Below are 26,775 nucleotides of genomic sequence, written 5' to 3' on the forward strand. Positions count from 1 at the left end.
GTACTTTAAATAGAATAGCGCTTTCGCGAAAGCGGAAAAATAATTATTACAATGAGACACGGAAAGAAATTTAATCACTTAGGGAGAAAGACTGCACATAGAAAATCTATGCTTGCAAATATGGCTTGCTCTTTAATTGAACATAAAAGAATAAACACTACAGTTGCAAAGGCAAAAGCACTTAAGCAATTTGTAGAGCCTATGATTACTAAATCAAAATCTGATACGACTCACAACCGTCGTATTGTATTTGCAAAACTTCGTCAGAAGGATGCAGTTACAGAATTATTTAGAGATGTAGCGGCAAAGGTAGGTGATCGTCCAGGAGGTTATACTCGCATCATCAAGTTGGGTAACCGTCTTGGAGATAACGCAGATATGGCAATGATCGAACTTGTAGATTACAATGAGATTTATAACGCTGGTAAACCTGCCAAAAAGAAATCTACTCGTCGTGGAGGTAAGAAAGCTGAAGCTGCTCCTGCAGTTACAGAAACTGCTTCTAACGAGGAAGAATAGAACGGTAAACCTTATGAAAATAGGTTAATTAGTATCGGGATTTACTGCAAGGTAAATCCCTTTTTTTATTTTTGGCGGTATAATTAAATGTTTGGCAAAGTGTTTGCCTATTAGTTACTGAAATTAAAATATTAGAAAATGAAAAAAATAGCTGTAGTTGTATTGTGTGTTTTAGCAACATCACTTTACGCACAAAAAAAAGGTGTAGATGCAAATAACAATGTACTTGGTGCTGTAGCAACATTTGGTCCTGATGGGGCAAACGTCGGAGGGTCAAGTGTTATTTATAATCCACCAAGACCTATAGACGGGACAATACACGTATTTGATACTTGGCGCAATAATGCCATTATACAGACTACCGGAGGTATGACGTTGCGTTTGCGTGATAATATTAATCTCAATGCCAGACGTAATGTTTTTGAATCTAAGATAGGAACAGACTCAGTATTTACTTTTGATTTTACAAACATTGAGAAAATGGTTGTAAATAATAAGACGTATAAAAACATCTTTTCTCCAGTAGAGGGAGGTTACCGTCTAGTAGAGGTTGTAGCGGAAACTGATGATTTTGCTATATATAAAGATTATAAAATCGATATTAAGGAAGGAAACCCTAACCCGATGCTTGCTCAACAAAATGACAAGTATCTTATGAAAGACTCTTACTATGTGAAGAAGGGTAGAAGCTTTAAAAAGTTTAAATTAAAAAAATCTAGCTTTTTAAAACTTGCAGGTAGTAAAGCCGATATGCTTGAGGCCTATGCAGATAAAAATGATCTCAATTTTAGAGATGAGAAAGACCTTGAAAAGATCGCCAGTTACTATGGCAGTTTATAATATTATTTATGGGAGCTATTTGGCTCCCTTTTTTTTGTTTAGATATGGGATAAAGTCCTTTTCTGAAAACCTTTTTTTAACCTATTTTTGTAAAGTTTATAAAATAAATTCTGAATGAAATATCAATCTAGAAGACCTGCCTTACTTTTATTATCAGATGGGACTATATTTCACGGTAAAGCCGTTGGAGATAAAGAAGCAACTTCATATGGAGAAGTTTGTTTTAATACCGGTATGACGGGATATCAAGAGATCTTTACAGATCCTTCATATTTTGGGCAATTAATGGTAACTGCAAATGCTCACATAGGTAACTACGGAGCTACAGATGTTGAGACAGAGTCTGATAAAGTAAAAATATCAGGTCTTATATGTAGAAACTTTAGTTATAATTATTCTCGCAAAGATGCTCAGGAGTCTCTAGAGCAGTTTTTAGACAAGAGTGATTTATTTGCTATTTCTGATGTTGATACTAGGGCACTAGTAGCACACATACGTGATAATGGAGCTATGAATGCTTTAATTACTACAGATGTAGAAAATATAGAAGCACTTAAGGCAAAGCTAGCCGAAGTTCCCGATATGAAAGGACTTGAACTAGCATCAAAAGTTTCTACAAAGGAGCCATACTACTTTGGAGAAGAGGATGCCGAGGTTAAAATTGCAGCCCTTGATATTGGAATTAAGCGCAACATCTTACGTAACCTTGCAAAGCGTGGAGCTTATGTAAAGGTTTTTCCTTATGATACAACATACCAAGAAATGAAATCTTGGAATCCAGATGGATATTTTCTATCAAATGGTCCTGGTGATCCAGAACCGCTAGTAAATGCCATTCAGGTCGCAAAGGATATCATTGCAGATGATGAGCCTCTTTTCGGGATATGTCTCGGTCATCAAGTAATTGCCCTTGCAAATGGAATTTCAACATATAAGATGCATAATGGGCATCGCGGTATTAACCACCCTATTAAGAATTTAATTACAGGTAAAGGAGAGATAACCTCTCAAAATCACGGTTTCTCTATTAATAGGGAAGAGACAGAAGCACATCCAGAGGTAGAGATAACACACGTTCACCTTAATGATCATAGTGTTGCTGGTATTAAAATGAAAAATAAGAATTGCTTCTCAGTACAATATCACCCAGAAGCAAGCCCAGGACCTAATGACGCTACCTATCTATTTGATCAGTTTATAGAAAATATAAAAAGCGTAACAGCATAAAAATTTAATCCCTTCCATTATGGCAGGGATTTTTTTTATAACGCTTACGCGAAAACGTTATCGCGACAATAACCTATCAATTTATAGAAATTAAGGTCAAAATCGTATTTTTACGTAACTAACAAAACAACTAAGAAAATGAGCATTATCATAGAAATTCACGCAAGACAAATATTTGATTCAAGAGGTAACCCTACAGTAGAGGTAGATGTATTTACAGAACTGGGCGCTATGGGTAGAGCAGCAGTACCTTCTGGAGCATCTACAGGTGAGCACGAAGCTGTTGAGTTGCGTGATGGTGGTACAGATTTTATGGGTAAAGGTGTTAAGAAAGCGGTAGAAAATGTAAACACCCTTATCGCTCCAGAACTCTTAGGTGTTTCAGTTTTTGAACAAAATGCCATAGATGAGTTAATGATTGAGCTAGATGGCACTCCTAACAAGTCGAAATTAGGAGCAAACGCTATATTAGGAGTCTCATTAGCCTGCGCAAAAGCCGCAGCAGCCGAGCTTAATATGCCATTATATAGATATATAGGTGGAGTTAGTGCAAACACACTTCCAGTACCTATGATGAATATTATAAATGGAGGTTCTCATAGTGATGCACCTATTGCCTTTCAAGAGTTTATGGTAATGCCTGTAAAAGCAGAGAGCTTTAGTCACGCCTTACAGATGGGTACAGAAATATTTCATAATCTTAAAAAAGTATTGCACGACAGAAATTTAAGTACAGCTGTAGGAGATGAGGGAGGATTTGCGCCTGCACTTGACGGTACAGAAGATGCACTTGATAGTGTAAAACTTGCTGTAGAAAAAGCTGGTTATTCTTGGGGTGATGAGATAATGATTGCTTTAGACTGTGCCGCTGCAGAGTTTTATGTAGACGGAAAATATAACTATGCAAAATTTGAAGGAGAAGGAGGTAAAATACGCACTAGTGAGGAGCAAGCAGATTATCTAGCAGAACTAGCAGATAAGTATCCTATTATCTCTATAGAAGATGGTATGGATGAAAATGACTGGGAAGGCTGGAAATACTTAACCGATAAGGTGGGTGATAAAGTGCAGCTTGTAGGAGATGATTTATTTGTTACTAACGTAGAGAGACTCTCTCGAGGTATTAATGAAGGTATTGCAAACTCAATCCTTATTAAGGTAAATCAAATAGGGACTCTTACAGAAACTATTGCAGCCGTAAATATGGCTCACAATGCTGGATATACATCAGTAATGTCACACAGGTCTGGTGAAACCGAAGATAATACTATTGCAGATCTCGCAGTAGCACTTAATACGGGACAGATCAAAACTGGTTCGGCTTCTAGGTCAGACCGTATGGCAAAGTATAATCAACTTATTCGTATAGAAGAAATGCTTGCAGATACTGCTTACTTTCCGGCAATGAATGCTTTTAAAATTAAATAGAATTAAAACTATATTTTTTAAAACCCTCTCTCTGAGAGGGTTTTTTTATGAGACTATTTTTAATTTTGAGTCTGCTTTACTTTGTTGGTTTACTGGCATATAGGAGTCAGTTTAAGTAAAAAATAGAAATTTCATTATTTTTTACAAGTAGAATGTTTAAAAAGTGCAAGTTTTCTAAAAAAGAAAGAATAAACTTACATAAAAACACTTGTACATCGACAAAAAGAACGTAAATTGCCGATGTAAAGATGAAGTAACCGCTATAAGGTTATCTTTAGACTTTCATTAGGTAGTTAAAATTCAAGAAGTAACACCTTAATAGTTTGCCCACAATTGTTGATACCACGTTAGTGAATAAACAGGTATATAATTTTTTAAGTTGGGTAAAGAGCGGGCAGTGAGGCCCTTTTGCTGCACGCTCGCTCTTTTTAAAAAACTGTATCTAAGTATTAAATCTTTATTTTAAATTTGAGGGCTTAGCTATGATTTGAGAGAGTTATCGCACAGTACTATCTTAAGATAATTTATACATCTCCATCTATTTATTTACGCGGTAAGCAATAGAAAGGTCAAAAGACCGATATTTTTACATTTTATTAACCATCTAGCGGTCTATTATGTTAAATAAAACGACTTCTTTTTTGTAATTTAGCGGTCCAAAATAAACTAAGTAAAAATAAATTTTTTCAGGCATAGATGGCAGATAAAGCAACTTTAACAATAGACGGAAAGAGCTACGAGTTTCCTATCATTACAGGTACAGAGCAAGAGCAGGCAATAGACATTAAAGCACTTAGAGGTGCTACTGGAGGTATAACGACTATTGACCCAGGTTATAAAAATACAGGGTCTTGCCAGAGTGCTATTACTTTCCTTGATGGAGAAAAAGGTATTCTAAGATATAGAGGATACTCAATAGAAGAACTTGCCGAAAAAGCAGACTTTCTTGAAACTGCATATCTTTTAATTTTTGGAGAATTACCTACAAAGGAGCAGCTTGCAAAATTTGATTCAGATATTAAGTCTGAGTCTCACGTAGATGAGGATATGAAGAAAATCTTAGATGGTTTTCCTAAGTCTGCTCATCCTATGGGAGTATTAAGTGCTCTTACATCTGCACTTATTGCATTTAATCCTTCTACAGTAAATGTAGATTCTGAAGAAGAAATGTATAACGCAATCGTAAAGCTACTAGCTAAGTTTCCAGTGCTAGCTGCCTGGGCAATGCGTAAAAAGAAAAGTCAACCGTTAGATTACGGAGATAACTCACTAGGGTATGTAGAGAACTTCCATAAAATGATGTTCTCAAAACCTAATGAAGCTTATACAGTAGATAAAGAGATAATCGCTGCTATAGATAAGTTATTAATTTTACACGCAGACCACGAGCAAAACTGTTCTACATCTACAGTACGTATTGTAGGATCATCTCACGCTGGTCTATTTGCTTCTATCTCTGCAGGTATCTCTGCATTATGGGGACCTTTACACGGAGGAGCAAACCAAGCAGTTATAGAAATGCTTGAGGCAATAAAGAATGATGGTGGTGACACTAAAAAATATATGGCAAAGGCAAAGGATAAGCAAGATCCTTTCCGTCTTATGGGCTTTGGACATAGAGTTTATAAAAACTTTGATCCACGTGCAAAGATCATAAAAGTAGCTGCAGACGAGGTTCTTGGTCAACTAGGTATACAAGATCCAGTTCTTGATATTGCAAAAGGTCTTGAAAAAGAAGCGCTAGAAGATCCATATTTTGTAGATCGTAAATTATATCCTAATGTAGATTTTTACTCAGGTATTATTTACAGAGCTCTAGACATTCCAGTAGAGATGTTTACGGTTATGTTTGCTTTAGGTCGTCTTCCAGGGTGGATCGCACAATGGAGAGAAATGCGTCTTAACAAAGAACCTATAGGTCGTCCACGTCAGGTTTATACTGGTGAAAACTTAAGAGCTTTTAAAGAAGTTTCTGAGAGATAAGAACTCAATAGTACATTATAAAAGAGCAAGCGTTTAGCTTGCTCTTTTTTTATGCCTTAAAAGCAATAACGTAACTATTTAAAAAATTGTAAATTCACTTTCGTGAAAAATTCCAAATACCCATCACCAGTTATCGTAGAGCAACGTGAACTTATCCTTGTAGGTTTACAGGCTACAATGTCTCTAGCTCATAATACTACAATGCAGTTATGGCAAGCCTTTGGACCGCTAAGGAGGACTATTCTTAACAAGTCTAATAGAGGGAGTTATAGTGTGCAATGCTATGCAGATGATTTTATGACTACTCCATTTACACCAGAAACTAAGTTTGTAAAATGGGCCGCAGTAGCTGTAACAACCGAAAATGACATTCCAAATCAATTAGAAGTATTAAAAATTCCAAAAGGTAAATGGGCAGTTTTTCCATACAAAGGAACCACACGTGATTTTGGAGTATTTGCTCAATATATCTACAGTCAGTGGTTGCCAAATTCTGGGTATCAATTAGATGATAGACCACATTATGAATTTATGCCAGAGGACTACCTAGGCCCAAATAATCCACAATCTGAAGAAGAAGTGTGGATACCTATTAAGTAAGCTTTCGCGAAAGCGTAAAAATCACGATGCATTGCGTATATGATAAATTTCATATAGATTGGCATTCTTTTTTTAGCAAATCTGAGTTATCTTTACCTTATGCTTAAACTAAACGTAAAGAACGAAACTTCAAGGCTTAGAGCCGTAATCTTAGGTACTGCCGAAAGTAATGGACCTACGCCAAAGCTTGAGGATGCCTACGACCCAAAATCTGCGCTACATTTAAGAGAAGGAACATATCCTCTAGAGAAAGATATGGTTCCCGAAATGGAAGCCGTTGCAGCAGTCTTTAAAAAATATGATGTAGACGTTTACAGACCGCAAATTATAGAGAACCTAAATCAGATCTTTACACGTGATATAGGATTTGTTATAGATGATAAATTTTTTAAATCTAATATATTACCAGACAGAGAAGAAGAGATAGAAGCTATTGAGCACGTTATAAGACAGGTGCCGTCTACACACGTTTTTAGATTACCAGAAGAAGCGCACATTGAGGGAGGAGATGTGATGCTGGCAGATGATCATATTTTTATAGGTACATATAGAGGTGATGATTATCCAGATTATATCATTGCGCGTACCAATATGCTTGCGGTGGGTATGATACAAGATTTGTTTCCTCGCAAGAAGGTAATGTCTTTTGATCTCAGAAAGTCTAATACAGATCCTTATAATAATGCCTTACATTTAGATTGCTGTTTTCAGCCAGTGGGTAACGGTAAAGCTATACTTCATAAAAATGGCTTTTTACAAGAAAAGGAATACGAGTGGCTGGTAAACTTTTACGGGAAAGAAAATATCTTTGAAATCACCTCTCAGGAGATGTTTAATATGAATTCAAACATCTTTAGTATTTCTCCAGAGGTAGTCATTTCTGAACGCAATTTTACCAGATTAAACACTTGGCTACGCGATCAAGATATAACTGTAGAAGAGGTTCCTTATGCAGAGATAGCAAAGCAAGAAGGCTTGCTGCGCTGCAGTACATTGCCACTTATAAGAGATTAAAAAAATAAAAAGGCTGGAAGTTTTATCTTCCAGCCTTTTTCACTTTAATTAGTCCAGTAATCTATTACCATAACATCTGCTATATGCGGTTGTATAGAGGCTACAAAGTTTTGATGAGCAGTATGGGGTAGATACGTATCTAGACCATCTTGCGAGTCAAACGTTAATAAAAATGCGTGGGTAAAACCTTTGTTTAAGTCTTCTGCACTTTTATGTAATCCCCATTCATAATCTTTTATGCTTTTAATTTGAGATGGTAAGGTCGAGAAATCTGTAACAATTTTTTCAATCTCTTGTATTGTACTCTCTTCATTAAATTTAAAGAGTACCATATGCCTTAGCTGTCTTGTATGTTTCATTTCTTGCTTGCTTATTTCACGGGTTGATGTAGTATTTTCTTGTGAGCACCCAAGGGTGATTATTAATACAAATAAGGCTACAGATAGTTTCATATAGTACACTTTAAATTATTTAGTAAAAATCAGATGTTAAGTAGTTTTAACTGCACCAGCAAGTTTTTTTGCTCTCGATACTACCTCTGTAATATCTCCATTAAGATCGTCATAGGTTACTACAACTCCCATACGTCTGTATGGACGAGAAGTAGGTTTTCCGAAAAGTCTGAAATCGCTTTTTGGCGCAGTAGCCAAGGTATTAATGCCAGTAAAACCTGGATTTTCTGAGTGATCCGTAGCTAGTATAACGGCACTTGCACCTATACGTTCTTGAGTAATTTCTTTAATAGGAAGTCCTAGCACAGCTCTTAGGTGTAGCTCAAACTCATTATAATTTTGCGTGTTTGCAAGCGTAACCATACCGGTGTCGTGTGGACGTGGTGAAAGCTCAGAAAAGTAAACGCCATCATCTCCTATAAAAAATTCTACGCCCCAGATACCGGCACCGCCTAGCGCTGCAGTAACTTGAGCCGCCATATCTTGAGCGGTTTTAAGATGGGCATCTTCCATAGTAGCGGGTTGCCAGCTTTCTTGATAATCACCACGTTCTTGACGGTGACCTATAGGTGGACAAAACAAAGTGTTGCCGTCGTGCTGTGTAAGCGTGAGTAGGGTTATCTCATAATTAAAGTTTACAAAAGCCTCTACAATCACCTCTGCAACATCACCTCGAGAGCCTTCTTGAGAGTAGTCCCACGCTCGTTGTATGTCGTCTGGTGTTTTAATGGTAGATTGTCCTTTTCCGCTTGAAGACATTAGTGGTTTTACCACGCAAGGAATGCCTACTTCCTTCACCGCTTTTTGGAGCTCTTGAGCAGAGGTTGCGTAGCGATAATTTGCAGTTTTTAAGCCAAGGTCTTTTGCAGCAAGATCGCGTATAGATTTGCGATTCATTGTAAAATTTGCTGCTTTTGCACTAGGTATTACAGTGATTCCTTGTTTTTCATAATCATATAATCGCTCCGTTCTTATAGCTTCTATTTCTGGTACTATATAGTCGGGGCTATGTTTTGCTACAAGCGCATCTAGTGCCTTCCCATCTAGCATATTTATCACTTCGCGACCATCTGCTACTTGCATAGCAGGGGCATTATCATAACTATCTACAGCAATTACGGTCTGACCTAGACGTTGTGCAGCTATTACAAATTCCTTTCCTAGTTCTCCTGAGCCTAGTAATACTATTTTTTTATTCATAATGTTTTGCTTTCGCACTTCGGCAAGCTTAGTATAAACTTCACTTGCGTGAAAGCGGTATTATTTACTTTCTTCTATCCAACCATTAATTTTTTCCTCAAGTAGTGCGAGAGGGATACACCCTGTCTCGAGTACCTCTTTGTGAAAATCTCTTATGTCAAATTTATCACCAAGCTCCTGAGTTGCTTTTTCTCTAAGTTCTCTAATCTTAAGTTGGCCTATTTTATAAGAAAGCGCTTGTCCTGGATTTGCCATATAGCGCTCAATTTCTGATGTAATACCTGCTTCACTTTCGGCTTCATTTTCTAGACAATATGCGATTGCTTTCTCACGGCTCCATCCTTTGGTGTGGATTCCTGTATCTACTACAAGCCTAACTGCTCGGTGCATTTCGGCTCCTAGTGTTCCAAAGTATTGGTATGGGTCTGTATAAAGTCCTAACTCTTTACCAAGCGATTCTGTGTATAATGCCCAGCCCTCGCCGTAAGCACTGTACCATAAAGTTTTTCTAAACTGTGGTAGTGTCTCGCTTTCTTGCGTGAGTGACACTTGGAAGTGGTGACCTGGTATAGCCTCGTGTAAAAATAAAGACTCGTCTGAGTAAACATTATAGGTAGTTGCGTCTGGTATAGGCGTGTAGAAAATACCTGGTCGAGTACCATCTAGCGATCCTGGGTTATACTCTGCACTTGCAGATTTCTCACGGAAAGCTTCTGTCTGTCTCACTTCAAAAGCTGTTTTAGGCTGTAGGCTAAAGAGCTGGTCTACCTGCGGCTTTATAGTCTCGTGCATTGCATTAAAGTTTGCAATAATCTCTTCTGGAGTACTGTACGGCATTAGCTTTTTGTTAGTACGTACATCGTCAAAAAATGCTTTAAGATCTCCTTTAAAACCTACTTGCTCCTTTACTTTTTCCATCTCCTTGCGTATACGGGCTACCTCACTTAGACCAAGCTGGTGTATCTCGTCTGCGCTCATTGTGGTAGTGGTATATAATTTTATGGCATAGTCATAATACTCACTTCCTTGTGGTAAATCACTATAACCAGAGCTATCGCGCCCAGCCGCTAGGTATTCATTTTGTAAGAAGTCACGCATCTTTGCATAAGCAGGGATTACTTTGCCTTCTATCATATTTTTATAATCTGTGCGTATGATATTCTGGTCTTCTTCTGTAATTCCATCAGGAAAATTTGCAACAGGCTTGTAAAAAAGGTGGTTCTCTATGGTAGGCTCTGTCATAGCATCCATTTGCGGGATGATTTTCTTAATAAGTGATTTAGGAAGTACATAACCTTCTGTCATACCCTTGCGCATATTTGTTTCTGAGCTGTTGAGCCACACTAGGTACTCATCTACGCGTTGTTGCCAGTTGCGGTAATCTTCTACAGTGTTAAAAGGTTGTGCACTCGCTCCACTTGCAAGCTGGCCAAACATAAGATGTGGTGACCACATCTGGTCTATAGGCGTGAGGTCTTTTTTAAACTCCATACCCTCTAGATTGATAGCAATATCCCAGAGCAATACCTCCTTACTCATCTTCTCTATGTCTGTAAGGTCACTGTCGTTAAACTGCTGTATAGAGTCGCGGTAAGATGTATAATAAGTTTTTACTGCATCCTTATGAGATTGAGATAATGCATCTGGAAATTTATCATTATACCTATTATCACCAGACATTGTTGCATTAAGCGGGTTAAGCTTTAGGCCGTCTTCATAATAGTTATCTAGCACATTGTTAAATGCCAGAGATGTATCTCCTGTGCTAGTTGTTTCTGTGGTAGCGTCGTTTTTACAAGCTATAAGGCTTAGAGCCATCATTCCTGCAAGTAGCGTTTTTTTCATAAGTCGAGTCGTATTAATTCTCACAGTATTTTACTACTGATGGTGGTTTTTGTGGGTTTTTACGCTTTCGCGAAAGCGAGATTACTCATTTTAAAAATTACTCTACTAAGATACCTATAAGTACATAAATTATGAGGTAATAACTTGCTTGTTAAATTAGGTGTGTATGTGATTTTTGTTGCATCTTTAAGGAAGTCAGGTTCTTAAAGCTGTAAATTATGATTCATCTATTGACAAAGAAAGTGAGCAATACCTCTAGAAAGTGGTTATTAACGCTATGTTTAATTGCTGCTTGTGCTAGTTCTATGTATGCGTGTTCTATTTTGTATTATGTAGATAAAGAAACGGGTACTATTTATGCCGTAAATAATGAAGACTTCTGGCTTGATACCGATGCTTATATACAGATAGAAAAAGCGACTTCAAAAAAGCTAGCTAGATAATGGTATGGCTGGGATAATTTTGCTCAGGGAGGTATAAATAGCGCAGGATTATTTTTTGACGTAGCGGTGACGCCAGAACAAAAAATGCCAGAAGGGTATGGCTGGGCAAAAGGTAACATAGGAGATGATTTACTGGCAAACGCAAGTACAGTAGCCGAAGCGCTTGCCTGGATAGAGGAGCAAAAACTCGCCGTGCACCAGAGTCATTTTTTAATAGGTGATGCCACCGGTAATGCAGTTATTGTAGAGTGGATAGACGGCAAGAAACATATCATACCTATGGAGGGCAACACGCTAGTAGCCACAAATTTTTTGATAAATGCTCCAGAAGACGGCGGCTTCCCTTGCCACAGATATCAATCTATAAACTCACGCGTAGATGAGCTAGAGCGCAGTGGAGAAGACATCACCTTAAAATCTGTGGGGCAAACGATGGCTGGAGCAGTGCAACCAGCTGCAGACTGGGGTGAAGGTAGAATGGGAGGGACGCTCTACACTACCTTTTTTGATATTACAGCGATGCAAATGGTTATGGTGCCAAAACTAGATGGAAGCAAAATGATGCGTATAGATCTCAAAAAAGAATTTGCACTTAACAAAAAACGAAAAATCGATATGGATTAACTCCATTACAAATGAAAAAACCCGTTAAGAGATTAGCGGGTTTTGTTTTGCTTTCGCGAAAGCGTAATATATAAGGGCTATGAAACTGCGGCTTTAATCTGCTTCATTGCGTCTTTAATATTATCTACACTCGCTGCATAAGATATACGTATACAATCTGGGTTTCCAAATGCTTCACCAGTAACCGTAGCAACATTTGCCGCTTCAAGAAGGTAAAGAGAAAAATCTGTTGCGTTTTCTATTTTTTGACCTCCTAGCGTTTTTCCAAAGTAGTGTGAGATATTTGGGAATACGTAAAACGCACCTTCTGGCTCGTTACATTTAAAGCCTTCAATGTCATTGAGTAAGTCCAGTATTAACGTACGACGACTTTTAAACTCATCAATCATATATTGTACTTTACTTACTGGGGCTTCAAGAGCGGTAATTACTGCACGTTGTGCAATGCAGTTTGTACCACTAGTAATCTGTCCTTGCATTTTGTTACAAGCGCGTGCAATATATTCTGGACCTCCTATGTAACCTACACGCCATCCCGTCATTGCAAATGCTTTTGAAACACCGTTTACAGTTACCGTACGGTCATACATATCTGGAAACTGTGCCATACTTGCGTGATCTCCCACATAATTAATGTGTTCATAAATCTCGTCACTTACTACTATAATTTGTGGGTGCTTTGCAAGTACATCTGCCAGAGCGCGTAGCTCTTCTTTACTATATATCGATCCAGATGGATTACAAGGAGAGCTATACCAAAGCATCTTTGTCTTAGGCGTGATAGCTGCTTCTAGCTGCTCTGGTGTCATTTTAAAATCTGTATCTATTGAGGTTTTTACCTCTACTGGTACACCTTCGGCTATTTTTACAATGTCTGAGTAGCTCACCCAGTAAGGGCAAGGTAATATTACCTCGTCACCTGGGTCAAGACATACAAGAGCAATATTTGCAAGTGACTGCTTTGCACCTGTAGAAACAACAATTTGTGGGAGGGTGTAATCCAGATTGTTATCTCTTTTAAATTTTGTGATAATCGCCTCTTTTAACTCTACATAACCATCTACCGGTGTGTATGAATTGTAATTATCATTTACTGCTTGAATTGCAGCATCTTTAATAAAGTCTGGAGTATTAAAATCTGGTTCTCCTAGACTAAGACCTATGATGTCTTTTCCTTCTGCTCTTAATTCGCGAGCCTTTGCAGCCATTGCAAGAGTTGCAGAGGTTGCCATATTTGTAACGCGGGTAGATAAATTCTTCATACGAGGCGCATTCTTTATTTAGTTGATAAAAGATTTAGTGCAAGGTAACTAAAAACGCCAAATCCTTATGGGATTTGGCGTTTGATATTTTCTTAAAAATTTAACCACTTCTATGCAGAAATCGCAGGTTTCATACCCATCTCACGTAAGTGACTAAAGTGAGCGATAAGTGCCTTTCTAGTAGTTTTATACTCGTGGTAGGGTAAATTAAACTCTTGTGCTGTCTCCTTTACAATTTTACTAATCTTAGTATAGTGTACGTGGCTTATGTGAGGAAAGATGTGGTGCTCCACCTGGTGGTTTAATCCTCCAGAAAACCAGTTCATAACTTTATTTTTAGTTGAGAAGTTTACAGTAGTAAATAGCTGGTGTATTGCCCAAGTATTTTTCATAGTTCCTGTCTCATCTGGTAGCGGCATATGTGCATCTTCTACCATATGCGCAAGCTGGAAAATAATACTCAGAATAAGACCTGCAGTGTAGTGCATAATAAAGAAGCCTATTAAAATTTTCCACCAAGCAAGATCAATAAATACCAGAGGTATAACAATCCACATCGCGATGTATATCGCTTTTGTAATAAGTAGTGTGCTCCACTGCTTTACAGGGCTCTGTAGTTTTCCGTAAGATAATTTACGTTTCATATAACGTTTCATCTGGAAGAAATCTGTAGTAAGTGCCCAGTTAAAGGTAAGTAGACCATATAAAAACACCGAGTAGTAATGCTGGAACTTATGTGCCCAGTGCCATTTTCCGTGTTTTGAAAAGCGTAGCACGCGACCAGCTTCCATATCTTCATCGTGACCGTGTATGTTAGTATACGTGTGGTGAAGCACGTTGTGTTGTACTTGCCAGTTATAAACATTACCAGCTAGTATGTAAATACTGCTTCCCATTAATTTGTTTACCCATTTTTTACTAGAAAATGAACCGTGATTACCATCGTGCATCACATTCATCCCTATACCAGCCATACCCACACCCATAACAATGGTAAGGACAATCTGAAGCCAGGTAGGCATATCTAGCGTTAAAAATAAAAAGTAAGGAACTAAGTAAATGGCAAACATAATGATTGCCTTTAGGTACAATTTCCAGTTACCTGTGCGTTTTATATTATTCTCTTTAAAGTAGTTGTTTACACGTTTATTTAAAGTTCTGAAAAACTTTGCAGAGTCCGTGCGAGAAAATTTTATAGTAGTCTCCATAATGTAATAATTACTCTCATAGCGCTACAATAACTGTTTTATTGTAGTGTTGTTGAGGTTTTTAATTCCGCTTTCGCGAAAAAAAAATAATCTTCTTTTAATAGCTTGGTAAAAGTAATGCATAATATAGGCTACATCTATGAACCTGCGTTAAAATAATAGCGGGTATTATGGTACTTTTACACCGTTAATATACTAAATAATGGATATCATATTAAAATATTTTCCAGATCTAACAGATACTCAGATTGAGCAGTTCTCAAAACTGAAAGATTTATATCAAGATTGGAATCTCAAAATCAATGTAGTAAGCCGTAAAGATATAGATGAGATTTACTTACGTCACGTACTGCATTCACTAGGTATAGCAAAAGTTCAAACCTTTAATCCTGGTGCCAGTATAATGGATGTAGGTACGGGAGGAGGCTTTCCTGGAGTACCACTTGCCATACTACACCCAGAAGTAAATTTTCACCTTGTAGATAGTATAGGTAAAAAGATAAAAGTAGTAAACGAGGTGGTAGAGGGCCTAGGTATCACAAATGTAAAAACTACAAACGACCGAGTAGAAAATGTACCTGGTCAGTATGATTTTATTGTGTCTAGAGCGGTAGCTCAAATGGAAACATTTGTAAGATGGGTGCGCGGGCATATTGCAAAAAAATCTAACCACGAACTCAAAAACGGAATTTTATACCTCAAAGGAGGAGATCTCACAGAAGAACTTAAAAAGTATACCACCACCACTATTTATGATCTTCCCACATTCTTTGAAGAAGATTTCTTTGAAACAAAAAAGGTAGTTCACTTACCTATGAAGTATAAAGGATAAGCTATAAAACAGACCTTTATGTACAAATCCAAATTTCTAATTACACTACGGTAAGAAGAAATTTGGATTTTTTTTTGCCTTGAGGCAACCTTTTTTAAAAACGATGCGTCTTTATAAATAGAAACCCAAACATCAGGTATGAAAGTCATACAATTTAATAACGAGCGACAACTCATAAAAAAAGCCATTAAAGGCAATAGAGATGCACAGCGCAAACTCTATGATGAGCACTCGCCTAAAATGCTGAGCATCTGTCGTTATTATATAAAAGATGTACATCAAGCCGAAGAGGCTATGTGCAACGGTTTCTTAAAAGTATTTACAAAGCTAGATACCTATGGAGGTAATGGGAGTTTTGAAGGGTGGATACGTAAGATTATGGTGCGAGAAAGCATCTCATACTTAAGAGCAATAAAGAAGTTGTATTTCTCAGATGATGGTGTGGTAGAAAATAATGATGCTATAAATAACATACAGACAGATCTTGAAGTGGCGCATATACAGTCACTCATAGATGACCTGCCAGAAGGATATCGAGTCGTATTTGTAATGTATGCCATAGAGGGTTATAAGCATAGAGAGATAGCAAAAGCACTTGGGATTAGTGAGAGCACTTCAAAAAGCCAATTGTTTAAAGCGAGAAAGCAGTTACAAGCAGCGGTAAAAAAAGAATTAATAAATAACGGTACAGATGAACTTAGAGGATAATTTTAAAGATAAGCTAGAGAGACGCCGTCTCGAGCCTACCGCATCTGCCTGGGATCGTATAGAGGGCAAGCTAGATGCTAGTCAAGGCAAGAAAAAAAGTAAAATAGTTTTATGGATGGGTATCGCGGCAAGCTTTATTGCAGGCGTGTTTATCACAGCACTTATTTACAACACGAGTGTGGTAGATGAACAAACGCCTTATGTAGAAAATCAGCCAGAAGAGGTGATAGATGAGATAGCACCAGAACAAACAAGTGATAAACCTAGTGAAATTTTACTTACAGAAGCAACAACAAATAATGTAGAAGTACAAAAATCTGTTACGTCACCCCAAAACAATACTGCTACAAAGAAGAAAAGAACAAATCCTACTAAAAGTAAGTATCTCCCATACAGCAATGCTAATACTATAAACTCACAAGTAGAAGAAGCTGTAGCCACTTCTATTAAGAAAGAGGCAGCGATAAAATCTACTATAAATGCTGTTGTAGATGTAAATCCTGATGAAGTAAAAACGAGCGAAGAGTTGCTAGATGATGAGGTAGAAAACCTACTCAAAGCTGCCCAGCAAAATATCAATAAACAACCAGTGTATACACAGCCACAACGAGTGGTAGATGCAAATGAGTTATTACTAGACGCCGAAGCTGAGGTAGACCCAGACTCCTTTAAAGACAGAATGTTCCGCACGCTCAAAAAAGAGTTTAATAGAGCCGTAGAGGCAGTTGCAAATAAAGATAATTAAGAAAATTCATCAATAACGCGCCATCATCGAGCGCACAAAACACAAACTATTATGAACACAATTTTTAAAATTGCCCTAGCGGCAACAGTGGTAATCTTTGCCCAAAACGTAAATGCGCAAGAAGCGCAACAAGAGGTCTCTCAAAAAATTGTAGACCAAGTATCAACCTTGGAAGCTCGAAAAGAGAAAGTAAAAGAAAACTGGAAAAGTAATCTCAAACAGAGAATCCAGTTTATAAATGCTCAGCGAGAAAAACAAAACATTAGTGCCACTCAGGCAGAACAACAAAAAAAGGATGCCGCACAAGAAGTTGCACTTAATATAGAAAACGAACTAGCCATTATAGATAATCAAATCGCACTTGTAAAAAGAACCGGTCACATAGATCCTTCAAAAGGAAGCTCTGTAGAAATAGGTTTTGGTAGTGCAGATGAGAACGGCAATAGAGTATTAGGTATCGCTGTAAATACCAATAAGCCAAAAAAAGTCACCTATGACAGACGTACGTATAGCGAGCTTGTATTTGCCTTTGGTCTCAATAACGGTATTGTAGAAAATGGAGCCGACTTTGGCGATGAGTTCTCCATAGGTAAATCGCGCTTTTTTGAACTAGGTTATGCCTGGAAAACGAGAGTATTTCAAAACTCTGGCGCGCTTCACCTCAAGTATGGAGTGTCATTGCAAACTAACAAGCTGTTTACAAAACAAAATGAGCGACTCGTAGTCACAGAGGATGTCGCTGCTTATGAGGAGTTCCCACAAGAGTTAGACAAGACCCAGTTACGTTTCTCAAACCTAGTGGTGCCTGTGCACCTAGAATTTGGCGGGTGGAAAAAGGAGCAAGAAGAAGACTATGTGCGCTACAGGCTGTCAGGTAAATTTAGAATGGGTATAGGAGGTTATGTAGGTGTGCGACTTGGGACACAACAAAAATTGAAGTACAAAATAAATGGAGACCGCATCAAGACAAAAGAGAAGCAAGACTTTGGTGGTGATAACTTTGTGTATGGGGTGAGTAGCTACATAAGACTCTCGCAAGACCTTAGCCTGTACGGTAAGTATGACTTGAGCACCGCTTTCAGCACAAGTGACTTAGGTGATGTAAATAATGTCTCTCTAGGCTTACGTTGGGACTGGTAACATATAATGTATAGCTAGTATTCCGTTTTTGTAAAAGTGTTTTATTACGCTTTCGCGAAAGCGGAATTAAGAAAGAAGGTAGCTCAGATATGTAAAATGTCTGGGCTATTTCTATTTATAAGTGATTTGATTTTTTTTATAAACGATGCAATGCGTTATATTGAAAACTGTTGTAATTTGAAGTACTTTTGCAGGCTACCAAAAGTTATTGTAACATAATCACGACAAGCTAGATTTGATATCAAAAGAAACCATAGACAAAGTTTTTGAAACCGCCCGTGTAGAGGAGGTGATAGGTGATTTTGTAAATCTTAAAAAATCTGGATCTAATTTTAAAGGGCTCTCTCCATTTTCTGATGAGCGTACCCCTAGTTTTATGGTGAGTCCTGTAAAGCAAATTTGGAAAGATTTTTCTACTGGTAAAGGAGGCTCGGCGGTTTCATTTTTGATGGAGCACGAACATTTTAGCTATCCAGAAGCGATAAAATACCTAGCCAAAAAGTATAATATTGAGGTAGAAGAAACAGAGCGCACAGACGAGCAAAAGGAAGCTGCAAATGAGCGTGAGAGTATGTATCTCGTGAGTGAGTATGCTCGTGATTACTTCCATAAAACGATGCTTAACTCTGAGCAGGGTAAGGCTATAGGTCTTTCATATTTTAAAGAACGCGGCTTTACTGCAGCGACTATTGAAAAATTTCAGCTAGGGTATAATCCAGATCAATGGGATGCTTTTACGAGTGAGGCAATACGTCAAGGTTACAAACTAGATTACTTAGAAAAAACCGGACTCTCTATAGTTAAGGAGGAGAAGCAATTTGACCGTTTTAAAGGGCGTGTGATGTTTCCTATACACTCTATGAGTGGTCGTGTGCTAGGTTTTGGAGGTAGAATTTTAGATAGTAGTAAGAAAGCAGCAAAGTATCTCAACTCGCCAGAGAGTGACATTTACCATAAGAGTAAAGTGCTGTATGGTATTTACTATGCAAAGCAAGCTATTGCAAAGGAGGATAACTGTTACCTAGTAGAAGGGTATACAGATGTGATACAGATGTTTCAGTCGGGTATTGAGAATGTCGTTTCGTCTTCTGGAACGGCACTTACTCCAGAGCAAATACGATTAATAAATAGACTTACTAAAAATATAACGGTTCTTTTTGATGGTGATGCTGCGGGACAGCGCGCAGCACTACGAGGGATTGATTTAATTCTCGAGCAGGGAATGAACGTGAGGGTTTGTTCTTTTCCTGAGGGGGAAGATCCAGACTCATTTTCGCGAAAGCATAGTAAAGAAGAAATCGTCGCCTTTTTTGATGAAAATGCAAAAGACTTTATACAGTACAAAGCAAATCTGCTTGTAGAAGAAGCGGCTGGTGATCCTGTAAAAAAAGCAGATACTGTGCGTGATATGGTAGAGAGTATTTCTAAAATACCTGATGCCATAAAGCAAGAAATTTATGTGCAAGAGTGTGCGCGTATAATGGAGGTTTCTGAGACTGTGTTGTATAATACGCTTGCTCAAATACTTAAGAAAGATAAAAAGCAGGCAGCAAAACAAAATAGAGGTAATCAATCTCAACCACCACCAGAATATATGTCTGTGGTGCCAGACGAGATGCCTAATGCTGTTGAGAAAGTTAATGTGTTATATGAGCTTGAACGCAAGCTTATAGAGTCCTTGCTTTTATATGGTCAGGTAGAAGAAGATTTTGAAGATCTGGTTCTTAAAGAAAATGAAGATGGCTCACTTGGCCTAGTGCCAGAGGTTCATAAACTTAGGGTTTTTGAAAAAATCTATTTAGACCTTCAAGATGATGAGGTGGAATTTACAAACGACCTTTTTAAGGTTTTGTATGTGAGAATAGTGGAACAAATGAATCTAAATGATAATTTTCAAATTCAAAACTTTATCAATGAGCTCGCTCCAGAAGAAGCAAGCGAGATTTCTAACATCATTCTTAATGATGAGAAGTATGAGCTACACCGCTGGGATACACGTGAGGTGTACGTGCGTAAAAAAGACACCTCAATAGCTCAGTTTGTATCAGAAACTGTGCTTAGTTTACGTAAATACCTTATCACCCAAAAGATAAAAGAGCTTATGGATAAGACACAAGGAAGCTCTAATAATCAGGAGATTATTAAAGACATTCTTGATTACCAATCGCTCAATACCTTACTAGGTAATAAACTGGGACGAGTGCTGTCGGTCTAGATATGACTACTCTGCAATAAACGTGCGTGCTTTATGAGCTCTGCCACATTTTGTGCTTCTAGTTTTTTGAGTAATCGCATCTTATAAGTACTTACAGTTTTCTCGTTAATATCTAGGTCTGCAGCAATTTCTTTATTGCGCTTACCATTAGATAAGAGGTTGAGAACTTCTATCTCTCTACTTGAGAGTTTTTTATACTTATATGCTAAACCTTGCGTAGCATTACCATCATTTACAAGTCGCTGGCTTAAAGCCTCATTAAGGTATATACCACCTTTTTGAACTTGTGTAATGGCGTTTATAATACGCTCTACATCTGCTGTTTTTGCAACATATCCAGAGGCTCCATATTTGATAGCGCTTAGAGCGTACATCTCCTCGGGATGACAGCTTAAAACGAGTATCTTAATATGGGGAAACTCTCTTTTAATGGCTTTTAAAGCAGTTATACTGTTTAGGTTTGGGATATCGATTTCAAGAATGAGGATATCCACCTCGGTTGTGGTCAAGGTGTTCAGGAGGTTATTTCCGTCTTTTACATAGCCTATGATGTCATATTGACCTTCGGCTTGCAGAATAGAGGAAATACCCTTTCGTGTGATCGGGTGATGATCTGCTATTAGTACTTTGTTCATTAGTTATTGTTTAACAAATAATGAAACAAGAAATTGAGGGGTTTACTTGTTTGTTTGCAGCACTAATGTAAGCTTAATTGGTAATTTTATTAACTTTTTTGTTAAAAAATTCGCTAAAATGCTATTTATTTAAGATTAACGGGTATTTCACAGACTGGTATTGGGTTCATTTTGTGAAGATTTGCAGTATTCAATTTTTTATAAAGCTTGAACACTCTGTGTTGTTCGTCTGTCCAATTGTCAGAAGTGCTGTTATCTTCATCTTGTGTCATAGCCCATTCTAATTGATCATATGTAGCTCCTATTTGGTCTTCGTCTGTGCGGTCATCTCCCCATAATCCATCTGTAGGAGCGGCTTTTTGTATACTCTCTGGCACACCTACTTGTGCAGCACAGGCATAAACTTCAGATTTCATTAAATCTGCAATAGGGCTCAAGTCTACACCTCCATCACCATACTTAGTATAAAAACCTACGCCAAAGTCTTCTACCTTGTTACCTGTACCAGCGACAAGGTATTTGTGTAACCCTGCAAAGTAATACAAAGTACTCATACGCAATCTAGCTCTCGTATTTGCTAGGCTTAGATTAAGTTGCTCGCTCATCTCTGCTACGGGTACAGCCTTTTTCATTTGCTCAAAGGTGTCGGTAAGGTTAACCTCCACGTCAGTAACATTTGCAAATCGTTCTTTAAGTTGCTTTATATGCTCTTTTGCGCGGGTAACTTGGCGCTCATCTTGATGTATAGGCATCTCTACGCAAAGTACTCTCAGTCCAGTTTTTGCACATAATGTTGAGGTTAGTGCACTATCTATACCACCACTTATACCCACTACAAAACCATTCATTCTTGCATTTGTTGCATATTCTTTTAGCCAGTTTACAATGTGGTCTACTACTTTTTCAGTTTGCATTTGCGATTATTTTAGAGTGTATAAAATTGGTACTTTTACCTTTGAAAACGCTATACAATACAACTTTTTGTATTACCTGCGTTATGAATTATAAAGATACAAACTCTATGAATAAAATGCTTGTGCTTTTAGTAATGCTAGGGCTAGTAACCGGCTGCACTGAAATTTCAAAAGAAGAAGCTGCTATAGAAGCTATTGAGTTAGATATGGAGGTGCGACGCTTTGACCAGTTGTTTGCACAGTCTACAATAAATGAGCTAGATAATTTAAAAGGGGAGTTTCCTTATTTGTTCTCAAAAAAGTATCCAGATGAGTACTGGGCGCAGCGCTTTAAAGATACCATCCAGATTGAAATTAATGAAGAGCTGGCAAAAGCTTATCCAGATTTTAATCAGGAAGAGGAGGAGTTAGAAAATCTATTTCGTCACATAGTTTATTACTTTCCAGAGACTACTGTGCCTAAGGTAGTAACGCTAGCTTCTGAGGTAGATTATAGAAATAAAGTTGTTCTAGCAGATAGTCTTTTACTTATAGGTCTAGATACCTACCTAGGGACAGACCACCATTTTTATATAGGGATACCTAAATTTCAAAGTAAAAACTTCAGGAAAGAGCAAATAGCGGTAGATGTTGCCGCAGCGTTTGCAAATCAAAAAGTAAGTAAGCCTCGCACCCAAGATTTTCTTTCAGAAATGATTTATGAGGGTAAGAAACTGTATTTGATGAAAACCTTATTAGGAGAAACCCCGCTCCAAGAGGTGTTTGGATATACAGAAAGTGAGCTCACTTTTGCACAAGAAAACCAGATAAATATCTGGGAGTTCTTTATTAAAAACGAACTGCTGTATGACACAGATAAAAAATTGCTTAGTCGTTTTATAGATCCCGCTCCTTTCTCAAAGTTTTATCTATCCTTTGATAATGAAACGCCTGGGCGTATAGGGAGATTTATAGGTTATGAGATTGTTGCGTCATATATGTCTAAAAATGATATATCGCTTAAAGCGCTATTGAATCAAGATGCAACTACTATCTTTGCAAACGCAAAATATAAACCCTAAGTAATGGCAAAAAACATAAAATCTGATATAAAAATTTCTATTGAGCTTGATGAAAATCGTGTGCCAGAAAAAATGGCGTGGACAGCTCGTGATGGAGGAGTGGCAAATGAGGAGGCAAAAGCGATGCTACTCTCTCTGTGGGATCCTAACCAGAAAGAAACTGTACGTATAGATTTATGGACCAAGGATATGCCAGTAGATGAGATGCAGCAGTTTTTTCATCAAGTGCTTGTAGGGATGACAGACTCTTTTAAACGTGCTACAAATGATGAGAAAATGGCAGATACGATGAAAGATTTTACAGATTACTTTGCAGAGCACCTTAACTTAAAGGAGAAGTAAAAGATATGAGTTTGCTATTTATATACAATGCAAACTCTGGCGCCATAAATGGTATTCTAGATACGGCTCATAAGCTGGTGAGTCCAGAAACTTACCAGTGTGAGCTTTGTGATCTTACCCACGGAGCTTTTACAGAAAAAAAAGAGTGGTTACGCTTTCGCGAAAGCGTAAAAACCCCAATGCAGTTTTTGTATAAAGATGAGTTCTTAAAGCGCTACAAGTCTAAGTGGTTGCCGCAATATGATTTTCCTGTGGTGCTAGCTGCTATAGATAGCGGTCTGGAGGTAGCTATCTCAAAAGAGCGACTTACTGAGTTGCAAACGCCCGAAGCTTTAATAGAAGAAGTGCAAGAGGTGTTGCGTCTTTTTAATTTTTAAGATTGCTGTTTATCTCCTCAATGTAATTTAAAATTTCATCTTGCCCGGTACCATCGCTTGAGCTACTCACAAAGTAGTTAGGAAACTCCCACCATACACCCTCAAGCATAATGCGTTTGTACTCTTCTATATTGCGTTCTAGGGCTTGTGGTCGCAGCTTGTCTGCCTTAGTAAATATGATTGAAAAAGGGATTTCCTTCTCACCCATATACTCCATAAACTCCATATCTATTTTTTGAGGCTCGTGGCGGCAATCTACCAGCACAAATGCAGAGATCATTTGCTCGCGTTGCTCAAAATAGTCTGTAATAAATTTTTGAAAATACTTCTTATCCTTTTTTGATACTCGAGCATAACCATAACCAGGTAAATCTACTAGGTGCCAGTTTTCGTTTATTAAAAAGTGATTAATAAGTTGCGTTTTACCAGGTCTTCCAGAGGTTTTGGCAAGACTCTTACGGTTAGTAAGCATATTTATAAGTGAAGACTTACCTACATTAGAGCGGCCTATAAAGGCATATTCTGGTATGCGCGTGTTAGGGCATTTTGATACCTCAGAATTACTTACTACAAATGTGGCAGACTTTATTTTCATAATGCAAAAGTAATAATGTAATCTGTCATTTAAGAATTACACTATAATAAAGTGAAAGGCAATCACCGTCTCACAATAATTGTAAATATTTGTTGAGGTAAATCTGTAGTGCTTTACTGGAGTAGAGGTGTTTAAAAGCCTCTTTCTTTGAGCCACTTAAGTAGTATGTCGTTAAACTCGTTAGGCTTTTCCATCATTGCTGCGTGACCACACTCATCTATCCAAAAAAGATCTGAATCTGGAAGGAGTTTATTAAAATCCTCTGCAACTTCTGGTGGAGTCACACCATCTTGCTTACCCCAGATGATACACGTAGGTGTTTTCATCTCTGGAAGATCTTGCGCCATATTGTGTCGTATCGCACTTTTTGCAATCGCAAGTGTTTTGAGAAGCTTGTTACGATCATTTACGGTGTCATAAACTTCATCTACAATCTCTTTTGTAGCACACTCTGGGTTATAAAAAACACCCTGAGCCTTCTGCTTGATGTACTCATAGTCGCCACGCTTAGGGTAGCTTTCTCCCATTGCGCTTTCATAAAGTCCAGAGCTTCCGGTAATTACTAGTGCTTTTACTGTGTCTGGAGCCATCTTTGTATGATAAAGACCCACGTGACCACCCATAGAGTTGCCTAAGAGAATTACTTCTTTATACCCTTTCATCTTTATAAAATCGTTCAGGTATGAAGCAAAAGATTTTACTCCAGTCTTAAGAAGTGGCATTGTATAAACTGGTAGCTCAGGAATGACCACCTTATACCCATTTTCCGAAAAATGAGAAGTCACCGCATCAAAATTGCTTAAGCCACCCATTAATCCGTGTAAGATAATAATTGGTGTGCCTTCGCCTTTCTCTAGATAGGTGAAATCTCCTTCAGTAATTAAGTCGTGTGTCATAAATGTGGTTAGTCTTCAATCCAAGCAAATATAGCTATTTCGGTTTTGATTGGTTACCATTTTTTGACTTTGCTTCATAGGGTTTATATCCTGTTATATAGTGTTCATTATGAGAGTTTTTAGTGCGCTTTCGCGAAAGCGTGCCTCAACATATCTAAGATTTTTTTTAGTAAAAGACCTCAATTTAAAGTAATGAACCATTGTTAACAAGTATAGGGTGGTGGTACAACTTATCAACAAAGTGGTAGAATGTGGTAAAAAGTGGTAATATTTGCCCTATATTTGAGTTAATAGATGAAAACTAACCCATCTCGAGTGATTAATCTCATTGGAACATACGAATGTAAAATAGACGCCAAAGGCCGCCTTATGCTGCCTCAAGCGTTTAAAAAGCAGCTGGCACCTATCCTTCAGGATGGATTTGTGCTTAAGCGTGCTGTGTTTCAAAAGTGTCTTGAGTTGTACCCCATTGCAGAGTGGAATGTGCTAAGCGCAAAAGTGAATAAGCTTAATCGTTTTAATAAAAAGAACGATGAGTTTATACGTCGTTTTAATGCAGGTGTAAAGCCTGTAGAGGTAGATGGTACGGGGAGAATTCTTGTGTCTAAGGATTTGGGAAGTTTTGCAAAGCTTGAGAAGTCTATCGTGGTAAATGCCGCGTTTAATATTCTTGAGATTTGGGATAAAGATTTATATGAAAAAGCCATTGACGAGGCGGCAGTAGACTTTGCAGATCTAGCCGAGGAGGTAATGGGAGATAGCGATATACCAGATGGATTATCATAACCCAGTTTTATTAAAAGAGACCGTAGATGGTCTTGACATAAAGCCAGATGGTGTTTATGTAGATGTCACATTTGGCGGTGGAGGTCACTCTAGAGAGATTTTGAGCAGGCTAGGTGAGAATGGTAAGTTGTATGGTTTTGATCAAGATCCAGATGCAGCGCAAAATGTGCCAGATGATAGCAGATTTGTGCTCATACCAGAAAACTTTAGGTTCATAAAGCGCTTCTTGCGTTTTCACGGTCATAAAAAGGTTGATGGGATTCTGGGAGATTTTGGTGTGAGTTCACATCAGTTTGATGTTGCAGAGCGAGGTTTTTCTACGCGTTTTGAAAGTGATCTTGATATGCGTATGAACCAGAAGGATGATCTATCTGCTTATAACGTAGTTAATGATTATGCAGAGGAGGACCTAAGGCAAGTGTTCTGGCAGTATGGAGAGTTGCGCAATGCACCTAAGCTTGCTAGTGCAATTGTTGTAGCAAGAGGTAATGCGCCTATAAAAACAAGCGAGCAACTTAAAAAAGTGCTTGCGGCCTTTTTACCAAAACATAGAGAGCATAAAATACTCGCACAGATTTATCAAGCCATACGTATTGAGGTAAATCAAGAGATAGAGGTTCTTAAGGAGTTTTTGCTCCAGACAGAGCAGCTGCTTGAGCCGGGTGGGAGAATAAGTCTTATAAGTTATCACTCTCTTGAAGATAGACTGGTAAAGCGTTACATACGTAATGGTCTTTTTGAGGGAGAGCCAGAAAAAGATATGTACGGCAATTTTGAAGTGCCGTTTAAAAAAGTAGGCCGATTAATTGTGCCTAGCAAAGAAGAAATAAAGAGTAATAACAGAGCTCGTAGTGCAAAGCTTAGAATAGCTGCAAAAGTATAGT

28 protein-coding genes are annotated in these 26,775 nt (G+C 37.9%); 19 read left to right on the forward strand and 9 right to left on the reverse strand.

Annotated elements, in window-relative coordinates:
• Window positions 1-51 precede the first annotated feature (51 nt).
• From rplQ to MED134_RS12395, 7 genes are all read left to right on the forward strand, one after another.
• A complete protein-coding gene (rplQ, locus tag MED134_RS12365) occupies window positions 52-519 on the forward strand; it encodes a 50S ribosomal protein L17 (protein WP_038599628.1) in 468 nt (155 codons plus the stop codon).
• A gap of 138 nt (window positions 520-657) precedes the next feature.
• Window positions 658-1,359: a hypothetical protein gene (locus MED134_RS12370; RefSeq protein ID WP_035327589.1), complete on the forward strand. Its 702-nt coding sequence runs from the start codon at window positions 658-660 to the stop codon at window positions 1,357-1,359.
• Window positions 1,360-1,473: 114 nt separating this feature from the next.
• Window positions 1,474-2,586, forward strand: coding sequence for a glutamine-hydrolyzing carbamoyl-phosphate synthase small subunit (gene carA, locus MED134_RS12375; RefSeq protein WP_038599631.1), 1,113 nt, complete (start codon window positions 1,474-1,476; stop codon window positions 2,584-2,586).
• A 138-nt stretch (window positions 2,587-2,724) separates the two neighbouring features.
• Window positions 2,725-4,014, forward strand: a complete 1,290-nt coding sequence (eno, locus tag MED134_RS12380; RefSeq protein ID WP_035327593.1) for a phosphopyruvate hydratase — start codon at window positions 2,725-2,727, stop codon at window positions 4,012-4,014.
• Window positions 4,015-4,710: 696 nt separating this feature from the next.
• Complete coding sequence (locus MED134_RS12385; RefSeq protein ID WP_035327595.1) at window positions 4,711-5,997, forward strand: citrate synthase; 1,287 nt, start codon at window positions 4,711-4,713, stop codon at window positions 5,995-5,997.
• Window positions 5,998-6,099: 102 nt separating this feature from the next.
• Window positions 6,100-6,597 (forward strand): GyrI-like domain-containing protein, encoded by a 498-nt coding sequence (locus tag MED134_RS12390; RefSeq protein WP_052084233.1) that lies wholly within the window; start codon window positions 6,100-6,102, stop codon window positions 6,595-6,597.
• 99 nt (window positions 6,598-6,696) lie between these two features.
• Window positions 6,697-7,611, forward strand: a complete 915-nt coding sequence (locus tag MED134_RS12395) for a dimethylarginine dimethylaminohydrolase family protein (RefSeq protein WP_038599634.1) — start codon at window positions 6,697-6,699, stop codon at window positions 7,609-7,611.
• Between the two features lie 44 nt (window positions 7,612-7,655).
• On the opposite strand, the gene MED134_RS12400 is transcribed toward MED134_RS12395, so the two are convergent.
• Genes MED134_RS12400 through MED134_RS12410 form a run of 3 tightly spaced genes read right to left on the reverse strand, consistent with a single transcriptional unit; the run spans window position 7,656 to window position 11,108 of the window.
• Window positions 7,656-8,063, reverse strand: coding sequence for a Dabb family protein (locus tag MED134_RS12400; RefSeq protein ID WP_038599637.1), 408 nt, complete (start codon window positions 8,061-8,063; stop codon window positions 7,656-7,658).
• A 36-nt stretch (window positions 8,064-8,099) separates the two neighbouring features.
• Complete coding sequence (gene purT, locus MED134_RS12405) at window positions 8,100-9,263, reverse strand: formate-dependent phosphoribosylglycinamide formyltransferase (protein WP_038599640.1); 1,164 nt, start codon at window positions 9,261-9,263, stop codon at window positions 8,100-8,102.
• Window positions 9,264-9,323: 60 nt separating this feature from the next.
• On the reverse strand, window positions 9,324-11,108 hold the full coding sequence (locus MED134_RS12410; protein ID WP_038599643.1) for a DUF885 domain-containing protein: 1,785 nt from the start codon (window positions 11,106-11,108) through the stop codon (window positions 9,324-9,326).
• Between the two features lie 218 nt (window positions 11,109-11,326).
• On the opposite strand from MED134_RS12410, the gene MED134_RS14790 reads away from it, so the two are divergent.
• Together MED134_RS14790 and MED134_RS12415 are read left to right on the forward strand one after the other, a co-directional pair.
• Window positions 11,327-11,551 (forward strand): hypothetical protein, encoded by a 225-nt coding sequence (locus MED134_RS14790; protein WP_052084234.1) that lies wholly within the window; start codon window positions 11,327-11,329, stop codon window positions 11,549-11,551.
• A 33-nt stretch (window positions 11,552-11,584) separates the two neighbouring features.
• The gene (locus MED134_RS12415; protein ID WP_148305673.1) at window positions 11,585-12,175 is read left to right on the forward strand and encodes a carcinine hydrolase/isopenicillin-N N-acyltransferase family protein; all 591 of its coding nucleotides are present in this window, start codon (window positions 11,585-11,587) and stop codon (window positions 12,173-12,175) included.
• A gap of 77 nt (window positions 12,176-12,252) precedes the next feature.
• On the opposite strand, the gene MED134_RS12420 is transcribed toward MED134_RS12415, so the two are convergent.
• Together MED134_RS12420 and MED134_RS12425 are read right to left on the reverse strand one after the other, a co-directional pair.
• A complete protein-coding gene (locus MED134_RS12420) occupies window positions 12,253-13,437 on the reverse strand; it encodes a pyridoxal phosphate-dependent aminotransferase (protein WP_035327609.1) in 1,185 nt (394 codons plus the stop codon).
• A 110-nt stretch (window positions 13,438-13,547) separates the two neighbouring features.
• Window positions 13,548-14,645 carry a fatty acid desaturase family protein gene (locus tag MED134_RS12425; RefSeq protein WP_038599646.1) on the reverse strand — a complete coding sequence of 366 codons (1,098 nt, stop codon included), beginning with the start codon at window positions 14,643-14,645 and terminating at the stop codon, window positions 13,548-13,550.
• A 202-nt stretch (window positions 14,646-14,847) separates the two neighbouring features.
• On the opposite strand from MED134_RS12425, the gene rsmG reads away from it, so the two are divergent.
• From rsmG to dnaG, 5 genes are all read left to right on the forward strand, one after another.
• Window positions 14,848-15,477, forward strand: coding sequence for a 16S rRNA (guanine(527)-N(7))-methyltransferase RsmG (gene rsmG / locus MED134_RS12430; RefSeq protein WP_038599649.1), 630 nt, complete (start codon window positions 14,848-14,850; stop codon window positions 15,475-15,477).
• Window positions 15,478-15,615: 138 nt separating this feature from the next.
• Entirely contained in the window at window positions 15,616-16,185 is a 570-nt protein-coding gene (locus tag MED134_RS12435; protein WP_038599652.1) for an RNA polymerase sigma factor, read from the forward strand.
• A complete protein-coding gene (locus MED134_RS12440; protein WP_038599656.1) occupies window positions 16,169-16,930 on the forward strand; it encodes a hypothetical protein in 762 nt (253 codons plus the stop codon). Before MED134_RS12435 ends, MED134_RS12440 begins: the two co-directional genes overlap by 17 nt.
• Window positions 16,931-16,981: 51 nt before the next feature.
• Complete coding sequence (locus MED134_RS12445; RefSeq protein ID WP_038599659.1) at window positions 16,982-18,070, forward strand: hypothetical protein; 1,089 nt, start codon at window positions 16,982-16,984, stop codon at window positions 18,068-18,070.
• 235 nt (window positions 18,071-18,305) lie between these two features.
• Window positions 18,306-20,285, forward strand: coding sequence for a DNA primase (gene dnaG / locus MED134_RS12450; RefSeq protein ID WP_038599662.1), 1,980 nt, complete (start codon window positions 18,306-18,308; stop codon window positions 20,283-20,285).
• On the opposite strand, the gene MED134_RS12455 is transcribed toward dnaG, so the two are convergent.
• A complete protein-coding gene (locus tag MED134_RS12455; protein ID WP_038599666.1) occupies window positions 20,282-20,920 on the reverse strand; it encodes a response regulator in 639 nt (212 codons plus the stop codon). The two genes, dnaG and MED134_RS12455, sit on opposite strands and share 4 nt — an antisense overlap.
• Before the next feature lie 125 nt (window positions 20,921-21,045).
• A complete protein-coding gene (gene nadE / locus MED134_RS12460; RefSeq protein ID WP_038599668.1) occupies window positions 21,046-21,834 on the reverse strand; it encodes an NAD(+) synthase in 789 nt (262 codons plus the stop codon).
• Window positions 21,835-21,917: 83 nt separating this feature from the next.
• On the opposite strand from nadE, the gene gldB reads away from it, so the two are divergent.
• The 3 genes from gldB to MED134_RS12475 are packed head-to-tail and all read left to right on the forward strand — an operon-like array spanning window position 21,918 to window position 23,614.
• Window positions 21,918-22,895 carry a gliding motility lipoprotein GldB gene (gldB, locus tag MED134_RS12465; RefSeq protein ID WP_052084236.1) on the forward strand — a complete coding sequence of 326 codons (978 nt, stop codon included), beginning with the start codon at window positions 21,918-21,920 and terminating at the stop codon, window positions 22,893-22,895.
• Between the two features lie 3 nt (window positions 22,896-22,898).
• Window positions 22,899-23,237: a gliding motility protein GldC gene (gldC, locus tag MED134_RS12470; RefSeq protein ID WP_035327624.1), complete on the forward strand. Its 339-nt coding sequence runs from the start codon at window positions 22,899-22,901 to the stop codon at window positions 23,235-23,237.
• A gap of 5 nt (window positions 23,238-23,242) precedes the next feature.
• Window positions 23,243-23,614, forward strand: coding sequence for a hypothetical protein (locus tag MED134_RS12475; RefSeq protein WP_038599670.1), 372 nt, complete (start codon window positions 23,243-23,245; stop codon window positions 23,612-23,614).
• On the opposite strand, the gene yihA is transcribed toward MED134_RS12475, so the two are convergent.
• Together yihA and MED134_RS12485 are read right to left on the reverse strand one after the other, a co-directional pair.
• On the reverse strand, window positions 23,604-24,209 hold the full coding sequence (yihA, locus tag MED134_RS12480; RefSeq protein WP_038599672.1) for a ribosome biogenesis GTP-binding protein YihA/YsxC: 606 nt from the start codon (window positions 24,207-24,209) through the stop codon (window positions 23,604-23,606). The genes MED134_RS12475 and yihA overlap by 11 nt on opposite strands.
• A gap of 131 nt (window positions 24,210-24,340) precedes the next feature.
• Window positions 24,341-25,105, reverse strand: coding sequence for an alpha/beta fold hydrolase (locus tag MED134_RS12485; protein WP_038599674.1), 765 nt, complete (start codon window positions 25,103-25,105; stop codon window positions 24,341-24,343).
• A gap of 315 nt (window positions 25,106-25,420) precedes the next feature.
• On the opposite strand from MED134_RS12485, the gene mraZ reads away from it, so the two are divergent.
• Window positions 25,421-25,891 carry a division/cell wall cluster transcriptional repressor MraZ gene (gene mraZ, locus MED134_RS12490; RefSeq protein ID WP_038601257.1) on the forward strand — a complete coding sequence of 157 codons (471 nt, stop codon included), beginning with the start codon at window positions 25,421-25,423 and terminating at the stop codon, window positions 25,889-25,891.
• A complete protein-coding gene (gene rsmH, locus MED134_RS12495) occupies window positions 25,878-26,774 on the forward strand; it encodes a 16S rRNA (cytosine(1402)-N(4))-methyltransferase RsmH (RefSeq protein ID WP_038599677.1) in 897 nt (298 codons plus the stop codon). Before mraZ ends, rsmH begins: the two co-directional genes overlap by 14 nt.
• Window position 26,775: the final 1 nt, after the last annotated feature.

Origin of the sequence: Dokdonia sp. MED134 (assembly GCF_000152925.2) — a bacterium.
GTDB lineage: Bacteria > Bacteroidota > Bacteroidia > Flavobacteriales > Flavobacteriaceae > Dokdonia.

Bases quoted from the DNA above. Each gene is read 5' to 3' on its own strand.
- rplQ (WP_038599628.1), top strand. From the start codon at position 52: ATGAGACACGGAAAGAAATTTAATCACTTAGGGAGAAAGACTGCACAT.
- MED134_RS12410 (WP_038599643.1), bottom strand. From the start codon at position 11,108: ATGAAAAAAACGCTACTTGCAGGAATGATGGCTCTAAGCCTTATAGCT.
- carA (WP_038599631.1), top strand. From the start codon at position 1,474: ATGAAATATCAATCTAGAAGACCTGCCTTACTTTTATTATCAGATGGG.
- MED134_RS12395 (WP_038599634.1), top strand. From the start codon at position 6,697: ATGCTTAAACTAAACGTAAAGAACGAAACTTCAAGGCTTAGAGCCGTA.
- MED134_RS12370 (WP_035327589.1), top strand. From the start codon at position 658: ATGAAAAAAATAGCTGTAGTTGTATTGTGTGTTTTAGCAACATCACTT.
- rsmH (WP_038599677.1), top strand. From the start codon at position 25,878: ATGGATTATCATAACCCAGTTTTATTAAAAGAGACCGTAGATGGTCTT.
- rsmG (WP_038599649.1), top strand. From the start codon at position 14,848: ATGGATATCATATTAAAATATTTTCCAGATCTAACAGATACTCAGATT.
- MED134_RS12440 (WP_038599656.1), top strand. From the start codon at position 16,169: ATGAACTTAGAGGATAATTTTAAAGATAAGCTAGAGAGACGCCGTCTC.
- MED134_RS12400 (WP_038599637.1), bottom strand. From the start codon at position 8,063: ATGAAACTATCTGTAGCCTTATTTGTATTAATAATCACCCTTGGGTGC.
- MED134_RS12485 (WP_038599674.1), bottom strand. From the start codon at position 25,105: ATGACACACGACTTAATTACTGAAGGAGATTTCACCTATCTAGAGAAA.
- MED134_RS12475 (WP_038599670.1), top strand. From the start codon at position 23,243: ATGAGTTTGCTATTTATATACAATGCAAACTCTGGCGCCATAAATGGT.
- MED134_RS12425 (WP_038599646.1), bottom strand. From the start codon at position 14,645: ATGGAGACTACTATAAAATTTTCTCGCACGGACTCTGCAAAGTTTTTC.
- MED134_RS12420 (WP_035327609.1), bottom strand. From the start codon at position 13,437: ATGAAGAATTTATCTACCCGCGTTACAAATATGGCAACCTCTGCAACT.
- MED134_RS14790 (WP_052084234.1), top strand. From the start codon at position 11,327: ATGATTCATCTATTGACAAAGAAAGTGAGCAATACCTCTAGAAAGTGG.
- nadE (WP_038599668.1), bottom strand. From the start codon at position 21,834: ATGCAAACTGAAAAAGTAGTAGACCACATTGTAAACTGGCTAAAAGAA.
- MED134_RS12455 (WP_038599666.1), bottom strand. From the start codon at position 20,920: ATGAACAAAGTACTAATAGCAGATCATCACCCGATCACACGAAAGGGT.
- gldC (WP_035327624.1), top strand. From the start codon at position 22,899: ATGGCAAAAAACATAAAATCTGATATAAAAATTTCTATTGAGCTTGAT.
- purT (WP_038599640.1), bottom strand. From the start codon at position 9,263: ATGAATAAAAAAATAGTATTACTAGGCTCAGGAGAACTAGGAAAGGAA.
- MED134_RS12435 (WP_038599652.1), top strand. From the start codon at position 15,616: ATGAAAGTCATACAATTTAATAACGAGCGACAACTCATAAAAAAAGCC.
- eno (WP_035327593.1), top strand. From the start codon at position 2,725: ATGAGCATTATCATAGAAATTCACGCAAGACAAATATTTGATTCAAGA.
- MED134_RS12385 (WP_035327595.1), top strand. From the start codon at position 4,711: ATGGCAGATAAAGCAACTTTAACAATAGACGGAAAGAGCTACGAGTTT.
- gldB (WP_052084236.1), top strand. From the start codon at position 21,918: ATGAATTATAAAGATACAAACTCTATGAATAAAATGCTTGTGCTTTTA.
- yihA (WP_038599672.1), bottom strand. From the start codon at position 24,209: ATGAAAATAAAGTCTGCCACATTTGTAGTAAGTAATTCTGAGGTATCA.
- MED134_RS12445 (WP_038599659.1), top strand. From the start codon at position 16,982: ATGAACACAATTTTTAAAATTGCCCTAGCGGCAACAGTGGTAATCTTT.